10 protein-coding genes are annotated in these 14,441 nt (G+C 35.7%); 6 read left to right on the top strand and 4 right to left on the bottom strand.

Annotated features, from left to right (window positions below; all coding sequences use genetic code 11):
• The 3 genes from ACN0QX_RS05740 to ACN0QX_RS05730 form a co-directional block, all read right to left on the bottom strand.
• The coding region (locus tag ACN0QX_RS05740; RefSeq protein WP_417195845.1) for an isoaspartyl peptidase/L-asparaginase family protein at window positions 1-964 on the bottom strand (964 nt) is incomplete at its 3' end.
• Window positions 965-1,021: 57 nt separating this feature from the next.
• Window positions 1,022-2,338: a sugar MFS transporter gene (locus ACN0QX_RS05735; protein WP_417195844.1), complete on the bottom strand. Its 1,317-nt coding sequence runs from the start codon at window positions 2,336-2,338 to the stop codon at window positions 1,022-1,024.
• 32 nt (window positions 2,339-2,370) lie between these two features.
• Window positions 2,371-5,319, bottom strand: coding sequence for a GH92 family glycosyl hydrolase (locus ACN0QX_RS05730; RefSeq protein WP_417195843.1), 2,949 nt, complete (start codon window positions 5,317-5,319; stop codon window positions 2,371-2,373).
• Window positions 5,320-5,423: 104 nt separating this feature from the next.
• Between ACN0QX_RS05730 and ACN0QX_RS05725 the strand changes: the two genes are divergently transcribed.
• The 6 genes from ACN0QX_RS05725 (at window position 5,424) to ACN0QX_RS05700 (ending at window position 13,776) form a co-directional block, all read left to right on the top strand.
• Window positions 5,424-7,694, top strand: a complete 2,271-nt coding sequence (locus ACN0QX_RS05725; protein ID WP_417195842.1) for a beta-N-acetylhexosaminidase — start codon at window positions 5,424-5,426, stop codon at window positions 7,692-7,694.
• 1 nt (window position 7,695) lies between these two features.
• Window positions 7,696-8,400 (top strand): copper homeostasis protein CutC, encoded by a 705-nt coding sequence (locus ACN0QX_RS05720; protein WP_417195841.1) that lies wholly within the window; start codon window positions 7,696-7,698, stop codon window positions 8,398-8,400.
• On the top strand, window positions 8,397-9,608 hold the full coding sequence (locus tag ACN0QX_RS05715; protein ID WP_248397578.1) for a peptide-N-glycosidase F-related protein: 1,212 nt from the start codon (window positions 8,397-8,399) through the stop codon (window positions 9,606-9,608). The genes ACN0QX_RS05720 and ACN0QX_RS05715 overlap by 4 nt, the downstream gene beginning before the upstream one ends.
• Entirely contained in the window at window positions 9,608-12,073 is a 2,466-nt protein-coding gene (locus ACN0QX_RS05710) for a beta-mannosidase (protein ID WP_417195840.1), read from the top strand. The genes ACN0QX_RS05715 and ACN0QX_RS05710 overlap by 1 nt, the downstream gene beginning before the upstream one ends.
• A 73-nt stretch (window positions 12,074-12,146) precedes the next feature.
• Entirely contained in the window at window positions 12,147-13,382 is a 1,236-nt protein-coding gene (locus ACN0QX_RS05705) for a metallophosphoesterase (RefSeq protein ID WP_417195839.1), read from the top strand.
• A gap of 97 nt (window positions 13,383-13,479) precedes the next feature.
• The gene (locus tag ACN0QX_RS05700) at window positions 13,480-13,776 is read left to right on the top strand and encodes a thioredoxin family protein (protein ID WP_066249039.1); all 297 of its coding nucleotides are present in this window, start codon (window positions 13,480-13,482) and stop codon (window positions 13,774-13,776) included.
• On the opposite strand, the gene ACN0QX_RS05695 is transcribed toward ACN0QX_RS05700, so the two are convergent.
• Complete coding sequence (locus ACN0QX_RS05695; protein WP_417195838.1) at window positions 13,773-14,441, bottom strand: polysaccharide deacetylase family protein; 669 nt, start codon at window positions 14,439-14,441, stop codon at window positions 13,773-13,775. The two genes, ACN0QX_RS05700 and ACN0QX_RS05695, sit on opposite strands and share 4 nt — an antisense overlap.

Genomic DNA, 14,441 nt, shown 5'->3' with positions numbered 1-14,441 from the left:
GAATTTGTTTATTTACACCATCTTGAAATTTGGTCATACTAAACCATTGGTGAATGGAATAACTGCCCGTTTCGCCTTGCTTATTAACAGCAATATAGCCGACTTGAAAATTCTTATAATCGCTATTTGGTTTTTTCACTATGCGACTAATAGCTTCTTCACAAGCGTCTTGGGGCGATTTTCCTTGGCGCATCAATTCCACCACTAGAAAGCTACCCACAGTTTTTACCACTTCTTCGCCTAAACCTGTAGCTACACAACCACCAATTTCATTATCGATAAACAAACCAGAGCCAATAATTGGGCTATCACCAACGCGTCCAGCCATTTTATAAGCCAAACCACTGGTGGTACAAGCGCCAGAAATATCGCCATTTTTATCTATAGCTAGCATACCAATAGTATCATGGTTTTCTATGTTTATAATTGGTTTGTATTTGGATTCTTTTTTCCATTCCTCCCAAGCTTTTTTAGCAGAATCAGTTAATAGATTTTCTTTTTTAAAACCCAATTCATAAGCAAATTGTTCGGCACCTTTTCCAGCTAACATAACATGAGGCGTGTCCTCCATAACTTTTCTAGCAATGGAAACCGCGTGGGTAATGTTTTGAAGGTAAACTACAGAGCCACAATCTCCATCTTTATTCATAATGCAGGCGTCAAGAGTTACATTTCCTTCACGATCTGGTAAACCACCTTTACCAACGGATTGATTTTTAACATCAGCTTCTTCCACCATGCAGCCTTGTTCTACTGCATCTAAAGCAGTTCCACCATTTTGTAAAATTTCCATGGCTTTGGCAGTTGCATTTTCAACATGCCATGTGGCAATTACTAAAGGTAAAGTGGTTGAACTTTTTGAAATGTTTTTAAAAGAAGTTTCGGCATAGCTCACTAAAGAGTTTCCAACTGCGAGTCCTACACCTGTAAGTGATGCGTTTTTTATAAAGTTTCTACGTTTCATACGAGTTGTTTTTTATAATAATTGTTTCTCTTCACTACAAAAGAAAAACAGTGTTGGTTAATTAATGTCTTGCAATCTGTTTCTAGAATTTTTAAAGCCATACCATAAAATATAGGCATAACAAATCACAATAAATAGCAAGGCTGATTTGAAGCCCACATTATCTGTAAGTAAACCGAAAAATGGCGGAATAATAGCACCTCCAACAATAGCCATACAGAGTAAGCCCGATGCTTTAGGTTTCAATTCGCCAATACCATTGATTGCCAAAGCGAAAATTGTTGGGAACATTATGGAGTTGAATAAACCAACTGCCAAAATACTCCACATACTTACTAATCCAGTCGTGCTGATTGAAGTTACTATTAATGAAATAGCAATGGTTGCAAATATGCCAAGGACGTTTCCAGGTTTAATAATTTTGGTTAAATAGGCGCCAATAAATCGGCCAATCATAGCGCCAGACCAATAAAAAGTAACAAATACACCAACAATGGCTTTGCTGTCTTTTTCAGTAATTCCAGCATTCAGAATACCTTCAGCTATGGATTTCATAAAGCTATTTTCTTTAATAACTTCTACCATATTCATATCCATAAAGTAGTTGACTAAATAACTGCCTATGGCAACTTCTGCACCAACATAAAAGAAAATGCCTAAAACACCCAACATTAAATTCTTGTTTTTTAAGGCACCAGAATAGGTTCCCGTATTCTCATCGCTAATCATTTTTGGAAGTTTAGCAAATAGAAAAATACCAGCTATAAGTAAAATAAATAGCGCCAAGCCTAAAAATGGTTTTTGCACTGCGGAGGCTTCCGAAACTAAATAAGTTTCTTTGGCTGCGCCCGTTAAGGATTCAATTTCAACTTCTGTTTTAATAGTATCGCTTAAAATAAACCAGGCGCCAACAATAGGTGCAATGGCAGTTCCAAGAGAATTAAATGCTTGCGATAAATTTAATCTACTTGATGCACCATCTTCTGAACCCAAAACAGCCACAAAAGGATTTGCTGCTACTTGTAAAACCGTAATGCCTGCAGCAAGAATAAAATAGGCCAGCATGAATATACCAAATATACGATATGATGCGGCAGGATAAAATAGTAAGCAAGCTAAAGCCATGGTTAGTAACCCTAGAATAATGCCCTTTTTATAGCCTATTTTAGAAAGAATATAACTGGCTGGAATGGATAATATAAAATAGGCGCCAAAGAATGCAAATTGCACCAATCCTGCTTGGAAGTAAGTTAATGTAAATAATTCTCGTAGCCGTGGAATCAAAGAATCTACCAAAACAGTAATAAACCCCCATAGGAAAAATAGTATGGTTAATAATATAAATGCGGAACGATAGGATTTTTGATGGTTCATAGGTTTCATATTCCTGCAAAAGCAGGAATTTGTTATTTAATACGAATCTCGTCAACAAACAACCAACTTCTACCATCATCTGCATATCCTAAATGCCACTCTGGAAGTTCGCCTAATTTTTTGGCGATGATTTTTATAAATCTGTAGTTTTTACCAGATTGTTTAAATGTTACACTTTGCATATCCACCTCATCTGTCGGTGTTATTTCTCCAAAGGTATACGTACCAATTTCTTCATAATTTTGTCCATCTTTTGATGCTAAACAAATCACTTCCGTTGGATAAAAGATCCAAGAACGTTGGTCTTTTAGAAAATTGGTAGTCACAGAATTTACAGGTTTTTCACGTCCCAAATCAACAATAGCAATTACATCTTTATCTTGGTAGCCTTGCCAAGTTCCCGTTCTGAAATCTCTAGCACCTACTATACCATCAATAAGCGCGTTGGGTCCACCACCATTATATTGGTTGGCATATTCAGACTCTAATGTTAATGAAATGTTTGGATCAATTTCATAAAATTGCGTCGTTATTTCAGCACTCTTAAGATTGTTTTTTGCAGAATAAACCGTTAGTACGGCAGGTTCTGAAATCGTGAAAGGTGTTTCATAGGTTTTAAATTTCCCGCCATTCAATTGATAGAAAATGGCTGCTTCCGAATCTGCATTTTCTAGAACCACTTCCGTTTGTTTTTTAAATGCGACATCTCCTTTAGCAATAAATGGTGACGCTACAATAAGATGTTCGTCAATGCTTGTTTTTGGTTCCTGACCTTCTTCTGTTCCCCAAGACGTTGGCTTACTCGTCATATTAAAAATCAAGGTACCACCTTTTATAATGTCTTCATGTGAAATGAATGTTTGGTTGAGCGCCACATCATTTAAGGTAACACTTTCAATATACATATTGGTGTCGCTTAAATTTTCAGCAAGAATGGTGAAGTTTTTACCACTTTCTAAATTGATAGTGGCTCTCTCAAAAAGAGGAGTTCCTATAATATAATTGTTGCTTCCTGGAGTTACGGGATAAAATCCCATGGACGAAAATATATACCAAGCACTCATTTGGCCGCAGTCTTCATTCCCTGAAATACCATCTGGTGTGTTGGTGTATAATTCGGTTAGAATCTGATGGATTTTCTCTTGTGTTTTATGTGGTTTATTTACGAAGTTGTATAAATAAGCCATATGATGACTCGGTTCGTTACCATGTGCATATTGGCCAATTAACCCGGTAATATCCACTTGATGGCGGCCGGACGTTTCGGATTCTGCTACAAACAATTCATCTAAACGTGCTTCTAATTGGTCTTTACCGCCAAGCAATTTCATAAATCCTGATACATCTTGTGGAACGTAAAAACTGTATTGCCATGAATTAGCTTCGGTGTAATTAAAATTCACTTCATACGGATCAAAAGGCGCAAACCAGGTGTTTCTAAAACGACCACGCATAAATTGTGATTCAGGGTCGAATACATTTTTATAATATTGTGCACGTTTTAAATAGGTTTTATAATCGTCATCTTTTCCTAGCGATTTTGCCATTTGCGCAATGGTCCAATCATCATAAGCATATTCTAATGTTTTTGAAACGGATTCGCTTTCTTCTTCTACAGGAATAAACCCGAACTCCTTATAACTTTTTAAACCTAATTTATCACGTGTGGCAGAATGTTTCATGGCAATAAAAGCCTTTTCAATATCGTAATTTTTAATCCCTTTTAAATAGGCGTCAGCAATTACTGGAACCGCGTGATAACCAATCATACAACCTGTGTAATTTCCGCTTAAATCCCAAATCGGCATGATACCACCTTCATCATATTTTGCTAGGAAGGTGTTTATAAAATCGTTGGTTCTGTCCTGTTCAATAATGGTGTAAAGTGGATGTGTGGCGCGATAGGTATCCCAAAGTGAAAATACGGTGTAATAATCAAAATCCGTTGTTTGATGGATTTTTAAATCCATTCCACGATAGCGTCCATCCACATCCTGATATAAGTTTGGAGCTATCATGGTATGATATAGGGCTGTATAAAAATTGGTTTTATAATCTACATTTTCACTTTCTATTACAATTTTATTCAGCTGTGCTTCCCAGATTTTTTGAGCTTCGGTTTTGACTTGGTTGAATGTTTTTTCGCCAATTTCTTCTTGTAGATTTTGTTTGGCTCCAACTTCATCAACTGCCGAAATACCAATTTTTACCTCGAGGACTTGGCCGTCATTAGGGTCAAATTCAAAAGCGGCTTTTACGTGTTTACCTTCGGCTGTATCATTTAAAAAAACCATGTTTTTAAACGGCCTCGAAAACTGAACATTGTAAAATAACATCTGATTGGTTGCCCATGCTTTGGAATGTCTTATACCACCAACTTCTGTGTTGGAATAAACGGTAGCATTGGAGTTTAGAACTTCATCCCGATGCTCTAAATCTAAAATAACGATCTGTTTGCTATTTTTAGGAAATGTGTATTTATGAATACCACTACGTTTGGAAACGGTAAGCTCTACATCAATATTCGTAGAATCTAAATGCACCTTATAAAACCCAGGTTCTGCTATTTCATTATCATGAGAAAAATGTGCGCGATAGCCTTTTTTGCCATCGGCTCCATTGTTAAATTCGACCTTGTTCGTTGGCATTAATAAAATATCGCCATAGTCTGAAACACCAGTTCCACTTAAATGCGTGTGTGAAAACCCGTAAATGTATTCATCTGAATAATGATAACCTGAACAGCCATCCCAACCGTCCAGTCTGGTATCTGGTGACAGTTGCATCATTCCAAATGGCATGGTGGCTCCAGGATAGGTATGGCCATGGCCACCCGTTCCAATAAATGGATTAACGAAACTGGTTAAAGATTTGTTGCCTTTAGGACTAATTAATTTTTTTTCTTCATTCTTACATGAAGTCACTAATAGTATGAGTAAAAAAACTGAAAAAAATTTACGAGTTAATTGGAAGTGTTTCATTTGCGGTTGAAATCAATTTAGGTAATAACTTATTTCAAGATTATTATCTAAATACAGTAAATAAGTAATAAATTAGTGAATTATTAAACCTCTAATATACTAAAATGCAGTTCAAGTCATCCCTAGTTTGTTTAGTTTTTGTGAGTGTCATTTTTAGTTGTTCTAATAAAACACTAGAACCCACATTACAACAAATAATTCCTATCCCTTTAAATCAAACCATGGAGCCAGGTTATTTCATTCTCTCTAATGACACAGGCTTAAATTTTGAGGAAGAATTTTCCGTAGCGGGAAATTTTTTAAAAGATTATATTGAATCTGGAAGCGCATTCAAGTTAAATCAAGGAAATGATATTGTATTTGAAAAAGATGAAACCATAACAACTGAAGAAGGGTACACTTTAAACGTTTCGTCAAACCGCATCCTGATTAAAGCGAAAACTGGAAAAGGTGCCTTTTATGCCGTTCAGAGTTTACGCCAATTATTCCCTGTTGGTTTAGAAAACAACTCATTTTCAGATGCTGAAATAATTGTCCAAAACATCAGCATACAAGATGAGCCTAAATTTGTGTATCGGGGGATGCATTTAGATGTTGGTCGACATATGTTTTCTGTCAATTTTATCAAGAAATACATTGATGCATTGGCCCTGTTAAAAATGAATACTTTTCATTGGCATCTTACCGAGGATCAAGGTTGGCGTGTTGAAATAAAAAAATATCCAAAATTACAAGAAATTGCAGCCTATCGTGATGAAACACTCATAGGTCATTACAACACACAACCTCAAAAATTTGACGGCAAAAGCTATGGTGGGTTTTATACTCAAGAAGAAATTAAAGATGTTGTGGCCTATGCTACAGCACGATTTGTAACGGTCATTCCCGAAATTGAATTACCAGGTCATTCTCAAGCTGCTATTGCTGCTTATCCGGAATTGGGATGTACAGGTAAACAAGTAAAAGTAGCAACAAAAGGTGGCGTTTTTGAGAACATTTATTGTCCGAAAGAAGAAACCTTTACCTTTTTAGAAGATGTTTTTGATGAGGTTTTGGAATTATTCCCGAGCACATATATCCATATTGGAGGCGATGAAGCGCCAAAAACACGCTGGAAAAACTGCGATCATTGTCAGGCTTTAATTAAAAAAGAAGGTTTAAAAGATGAACACGAGTTGCAGAGTTACTTTATTTCTAGAATTGAAAAATACTTGAATAGTAAAGGCCGCCAAATTATTGGTTGGGATGAAATTTTGGAAGGTGGTTTAGCGCCGAATGCTACGGTTATGTCTTGGCGTGGTTTTGAAGGTGCTATTGAAGCTGCTAAACAAGGTCACGATGTTATTTTAACTCCAGGCTCTCATGCTTATTTTGACCATTACCAATCGGAAAATAAGGATGAACCCGTTGCTATTGGTGGTTTCCTGCCATTAGAAAAAGTGTATAGTTTAAATCCTATTCCAGATGAATTAACAGAAGAAGAAGCCAAATATGTACTTGGAGCACAAGGGAATGTTTGGACGGAATATATCCCAACTCCCGAAAAAGTGGAGTATATGGTTTTTCCACGAATATTAGCGCTTGCGGAAGTGGTTTGGTCTGGGCCTGAAAATAGAGATTACAAGGAGTTTGTTTCTAGGGTTGAGAATTTTCATAAACGCATGGACGCTCTAGATATTAATTATGCTAATCACTTATATGAAATTGAAGGTAACATGGTAATTGATGGTAATGAAGCGGTGTATGAATTAAAAACGGCAACCGCGGGAAAAGAAATTCATTATACTTTGGATGGTTCTGAACCGACCATCAATTCTGAAATTTATAAAACAGGAATTCCTATTACTAAAAGTGAAAACATAAAGGCGATAATTTTTGCCAATGAAAAACCCTTAGGAACCACATACAATCAAACTATTAATTGGCATAAAGCACTTGGGCATAAAATTACTTTGGATGTACATCCGCATCATGCTTATACCGGAAGTGGTTCAGGTGGTTTAGTTAATGGTATTTCTGGAAGCAATGAACGTTATGGCGATAAAGAATGGTTAGGGTTTTGGGGCGAAGATGTTGAAATCACAATTGATTTAGGTGCTGAAACCGATATTAGTTCTATTTCCACACGTTTTCATAACGGCAATGGACAATGGATTTATGCACCTGAAAAAATAGAAATTGAGCTGGATAATAATCAAATTTTTGAAGTTGATGTGCCAACATCAGAAAGCCTCTTGGCACCAGTCTCGTTTGAACAACAAGCTACAACCCAATTCATAAAATTGAGAATTTCTAATTATGGAATTATTCCAGAAGGCAAACAAGGCGCAGGAAATCCAGCTTGGACATTTATTGATGAAATAATCGTAAATTAATATGCTACTAGAAATTTGTGCCAATTCTTACCAATCTGCTATAAATGCCGAAAAAGCAGGGGCACAGCGTATTGAGCTTTGTAGGGAATTAGCGGTTGGTGGTATAACACCTAGTTACGGACTTATTAAACAGGTAGTTGAGGTGCTTTCTATTCCTGTTTTTGTCTTAATCCGACCACATTCTGGAAATTTTACCTATTCAGAGGCCGAGTTTAACATTATAAAAAAGGATATTGAAACCTGTAAAAAATTAGGTGTTCACGGTATTGTTTCTGGTGTCTTAAATGAAAATAATACTATTGATTTACAAAGAACTCAAGCGTTAATTGAATTGTCAAAACCACTGTCATTCACCTTTCATCGTGCTTTTGACTGTGTGCCAAATCCCATAGAAGCTTTGGAACAATTAATCGCTATAGGTGTTCAACGAATTCTAACATCTGGATTAGAACCTTCTGCAGAAAAAGGTTTGGATATGTTGCTGAAATTGAATGAAAAAGCCGAAAAAAGAACCATTATTTTAGCAGGATCTGGAATCAATGCGGAAAACGCGTCTAAATTTAAAGATGCTGGATTACATGAAATTCATGCTTCGGCTTCCACAGTTCTTTCAACCAAAAATAATCATGCCTACTTCGGAAATACGCAACAAACGGTTTCTTCCGTAGAAACTATAGAAAACATATTAAATAAAATCCATTCATGAAATTAAGATATCTTCCTTTATTTTTTTTATTAATTGTAGCGTGTCAAAAGCCTTTAAAACCAATAGGAGATAAAGAAATTACTGTTTTTAAAGACACCCATCTTTATTTTGATATGGCTTTTAATCCCGATAGTGATCGGGACGATAGTATTCAACCAACAGATTCTATTATTCGTTTGGATGCTGGTCGCGTTTTATTAAAGAAAGTCACCTTGCCTGATTATCAGAAGCAGGCATCTGTGTCCGTTAAAATGACCCTGACTTCCAATGGTGATCCTTGGGATAAATCGGGTTCGTTGTTTGTGATTCCTACGACTTCTGATTTGAATTTATTAGATTTTGAAAGCGAGACATTAACAAAAGAACAATTTCTAAATGAAGCTCCCGGAATTGTTTCAAAAAAAATAGATGATAAACTATACGAACCAAATATTGAATTGTTGCGTTTTATGACGCCTTTTGGTGTAGGTTTTTTTAATGATAACGAACGTGTAGCAGCTTTAAAACCCGTTTATATTCCAATTTGGGAAAATAATGTCCAGTGGGAACAGGATATTACCCAACTATTACCCGTTTTAGAAAACGAGGTTTATATTGGTGTTTTTATTGATACTTGGACCAAGGAAGGATATAAGCTTTCGGTACGTCTAGATTTTGATGAAAGCGATATTCCAAATCACATAAAAAAAGAACATGACGTCATTTCTGTAGTCAATACCAGTAAATATGCTGGTGCGCAACAATTTTATGATGCGTTTCATAAAGGGGATTTGCAAGTAGATTTACCAGTTGATGAAACACTAAAAAACGCCAAATTATATTATATCACAACAGGCCATGGTGGACATGCCGAAGGTGATGAGTTTACAAAAAAAGAAAATATAATTAGCTTTAATGGTGAAGTTGTGAAGCAGTTTGTACCATGGCGAGACGATTGTGCCAGCTTTAGGCGATTTAATCCAACATCAGGTGTTTGGACAGAAAAAACAACCTGGAAAGGCGAAGACATAGAAGAACGGATTGCATCATCAGATTACTCACGATCCAATTGGTGCCCTGGAAGTGACGTAAAACCTGAAATTATTGAACTCGGTACTATTAAAGCAGGAAATCATACGTTTACGTTTTCCATTCCGGAAGCACAAGCTATTGAAAATGATAAAATAAACTACTGGATGGTTTCGGCTTATCTGGTTTACGATAAGTAATGAAACACGTTTTCTATATTGGTTTATGTCTAATTATTTTGGGATGCCAAAAGCAATTGGATGTGCCAGAAATTCGGTTATTACATGATAATTGGCAATTTAAATCTAGCGATAATACCGATTGGTTAACGGCAAAAATTCCAGGAAATGTATTTTCTGATTTGTTAGATAATGCAGAAATTCCAGATCCATTTATTGGTACTAATGAAGATTCTGTGCAATGGGTTTCTAAAACCGATTGGGAATACCAAACAACGTTTCAAGTAGACTCCAAAACCTTACAGAAAAGACATGTTGAATTGAACTTTGGAGGTTTAGACACCTACGCTTCCGTGTACTTAAATGATTCTTTAATTCTAAAAACGGCCAATGCGTTCCGTGAATTTTCTATAGATGTGAAACCACTTCTAAAAACGGAAAATACCTTGCGCATTCTTTTTGAGAATACAACAAAACACGAAGAAGCCGCAAAAGCCCAACTAAACTATACACTACCTGAAGGGAATCGTATTTTTACCAGAAAAGGCCAATTCCAATATGGTTGGGATTGGGGACCAAAACTGAATACGTCTGGAATTTGGAGGCCTATAAAATTGGTGACTTGGAACACATTAAAAATTCAAGATGCTTATATTAAACAGACTGTTTTAAATGACTCGCTTGCAAAACTCAACGCTAGATTCAATTTAAATACATCTATAGCAAATTTGGACTATGATCTTTTTATAAATGATTCATTAATCCAATCTGGTTATATGTCTGATAAAGATATACCGCAATTTAATTTTACTATTAAAAACCCGAAACGTTGGTGGCCGCATAATTTAGGTAATCCGTATTTGTATGATATTAAAGTGGTAATTAAAAAGGATAATACTGTTTTAGATTCTGTTTCCGTTAAAAAAGGCCTGCGCACTATTAAGTTAATTACGGAAAAAGATAGCTTGGGCGAATCTTTTTATTTTGAGGTAAACGGCAAACCGGTATATGCTAAAGGTGCCAATTACATTCCGCAAAATAGTATGCAAAACAAAGTAACGGATGCACATTATAATAACTTGTTAAATGACGCAGTAGAAGCAAACATGAACATGCTACGTGTCTGGGGAGGCGGAATTTATGAGAATTCTATTTTTTATGATTTATGCGATGCAAAAGGCATCCTTATCTGGCAAGATTTTATGTTTGCATGTGCTATGTATCCTGGCGATGCTGAATTTTTAGAAAACGTAAAACAAGAGGCCATTGATAACGTGAAGCGTCTACGAAACCATGCTTCCATAGCACTATGGTGTGGTAATAATGAAAATTCTGAAGGTTGGCATCGTTGGGGTTGGCAGGATGGCAGATCTGAAACCGAAAAAACAGAGATTTGGAATCATTATCTCAAGGTATTCGATTCTATATTGCCCAAAACAGTTGCAACTTATTCAGATACAAATTATTGGGAAACATCTCCAAAATTTGGACGTGGTAATCCGCAATTCGAGTTTCAAGGCGATGCACATGACTGGTGGGTTTGGCATGATGGCTATCCGTTTGAACATTTTGAAGATCAAGTACCACGATTTATGAGTGAATTTGGATTTCAATCCTTTCCGAGTTATAACCTCATTAATTATATCAATAAGAATGATTCAGATTCTTTACGTATTACTTCAGAAGGCATTAAAAACCATCAAAAACATAAAAGAGGATTTCAAGTAATTGATGAGTATATGGCCCGCGATTACTTGGTGCCAAATAACCCTGAAGATTACGTGTATATAAGTCAGCTGCTTCAAGCTTATGGTATAACTAAAGGTATTGAAGCACAGCGTAGAGCAAAACCCTACAATATGGGCACGTTGTATTGGCAGTTAAATGATTGTTGGCCCGCAATTTCTTGGTCGAGTATTGATTTTTTTGGGAATTGGAAAGCCTTGCATTATAAGGCGAAGCGAAGTTTTGAGAATGTCCTTATTTCTTCGGAAGTAAAACAGGATTCACTTAAAATATATCTGATTAATGATACATTTAACACTTTTTCAGGAACGCTATCTACAAACATATTGAATTTTTCAGGTGAAGTGATTTGGGAAAATTCTCAAGAAATAATGGTAAAGCCAAATTCAAGTGCCATAAAACAACGGATAGGTTTATCTGGGTTTTCATTCAATAAGAACAAAGTGGTAATTGTTTCGAAGTTTCAAAAATCCGAATCGCTCTTTTATTTGGTAAAACCTAAAGATTTGGAATTACCTGCAAAAGCTATTCAAAAGGAAGTTATTAAAACTAGTGATGGGTTTACAATAAGGCTATCATCTAAAACACTTCAAAAAGATGTCTTTTTATTTTGTAATGAATCCGGACATTTTTCCGACAATTACTTTGATTTGTTGCCTAATGAAGAAAAACAAATCGTTTTTAAAACAGATGCTAAAGTTTTAAATGATTTGAAAATCAAAAGTTTAAATGATCGCTAAACTTTAACACCACCTTAAAAATTGCTTGGTGTTTTTAGCTTTATCTTTGCAATCGCTTGAAAAAATAAAATGTATGTCGCGTTGGATTATTGCTTTAATTATATTTTCAGTTGTCATTTTTGCTGTGGAATTTTACGCCTTTCAGGCACTAAAGGCCATAACTAAAAATAAGCTGATTAAGGGAATTTGGATTATTTCGGCAATTGCCATTTATGCCTACTTCCTGTATGTTTTATATATAACACCCCGAAGTGCTGGTCAAACCAACACGTTTCAATTGGCAGCTGGATTTATGCTCACATTTTTAATTCCGAAATTATTTTTAGTAGTCATTATGTTTGGCGAAGATGTATTTCGTGTATTTAGAAAAGGTTATTCATGGGTGTCGCCAGGCGTTACGGCAGATTTTGAAAGTCGTCGGATTTTTATTGCCAAAATAGCTTTAGGCTTAGCCGCTATTCCATTTGCTTCTTTTATTTATGGTATTGTTCAAGGACGATATAACTATAAAGTATTGAAATATCAACTCACTTTTAACGATTTACCAGAAGCTTTTGATGGTTTTAAAATCACACAGATTTCTGATATTCATTCCGGAAGTTTTACTAGTAAAGAAAAAATTCAATATGGTGTAGATTTAATCAATCAACAGGAAACGGACCTCATGTTATTTACAGGCGATTTGGTAAATAATATGGCAACAGAGATGGACGATTGGATAGATATGTTTAAAACCTTGGATGCGCCTTATGGTAAATTTTCCGTGTTGGGAAATCATGATTATGGTGATTATGTAGAATGGGATTCAGCTGAAGATAAAGTTAAAAACTTCCAAGCAGTAAAAAATATTCATCCTAAAATTGGATTCGATTTATTATTAGATGAACATCGCTACATAGAAAAAGATGGTCAGCGATTAGCTCTGATAGGTGTTGAAAACTGGGGAAAAGGCTTTAATCAAGCTGGCGATTTACAAAAGGCGTCGGCAAATGTATCCAAAGAGGACTTTAAAATTTTGATGACTCATGATCCATCGCACTGGGAGTATCAAGTAAAAGCGGACGATTTCAATTATCACTTAACCTTAAGTGGCCATACACATGGTCTGCAAATGGGTATTGAAATACCAGGTTGGTTTAAATGGAGTCCCTCGCAATATATTTACAAACAATGGGCTGGATTATACCAGGAGTTTGGGCGTTATATTAATGTGAACCGTGGGTTTGGTTATCACGCGTTTCCGGGACGCGTTGGTATTTGGCCAGAAGTAACCGTAATTGAGCTTAAAAAGGGCGTAAAAAACGCTTAAATTGATGTATTTGGGCATCTAGCTTTATTGATTGTTAGTCAAAATAAAAAAAATTACGTAGGTTTGTTATAGCACATTTGGCTTAAACTGATATTGTATGTCAAAATTTGGGGAACTTATAGATGTTAATATTCCTGTTTTATTAGATTTTTTTACGGAATGGAACGACCAATCAACAGCTATGCATGCAGTATTGCGAGATGTTGCTGCTGCACTTGGTGATAAAGCCAAAGTTATTAAAATTGATGTTGATAAAAATAAGGAATTAGCCGAAGCGCTTCGCGTTAAAGGCTTGCCAACATTAATCATCTACAAAAATGGTGAAATGAAATGGCGCCATAGTGGAGAACAAGATGCCAACACGCTTATAGGCATTATTCAAGAATATATTTAAATAGGTAGCCTTTTAAAGCTATATCCTTTTTCTGAAAAGTAGGCAAGTACTTTAGGTAGTGCATGCATAAGGTTTTTAGAAGCTTTCACACTATCATGGAATACAATAATGCTTCCTGGCTTTGCTTCATTAACAACATTGTTATAACAGGTTTCTGGAGCTGTTTCTTTTTCCCAGTCAAAAGACAAAATACTCCAAGTAACAACCGTATACCCTAATGCTTTCAATGCTTTCCCTTGACTTGGTTTTATTTGTCCATAAGGCGGTCTAAATAAGCATGATGGATGAGCGTCTTGTATAGCAACTTCAGATTTTTCCAATTCAAAATTAATAATTGTCTGTGCTTCACGGATATCCGAAATATAATTTTCTACCGTTGTGCGCCAACCTTTTAAATGCGTATTCGAATGGTTCCCAACACGATGACCTTCATTCAGAATATTATGAAAAATTTCGGGATGTTTCTGAATGTTATTGCCAATACAGAAAAATGTTGCTTTTGCTTGATATTGCTTTAAAGTATCTAGTGTCCATTGGGTAATTTCTGGTGTCGGACCATCATCAAACGTCAGGTATAACACCTTTTCAGAAGTAGAAAACTCCCAAACATAGTCTGGGAGTATTTTTTTTATAATCGTTGGTGTTTTAACAGGAACAATTCCCAT

This window comes from Bizionia sp. (assembly GCF_048259285.1).
GTDB classification, from domain to species: Bacteria; Bacteroidota; Bacteroidia; order Flavobacteriales; family Flavobacteriaceae; genus Algorimicrobium; species Algorimicrobium hallyeonense.
Note: the sequence above shows the minus strand (reverse complement) of the source record. Positions and strands in the feature narration are given on the sequence as shown.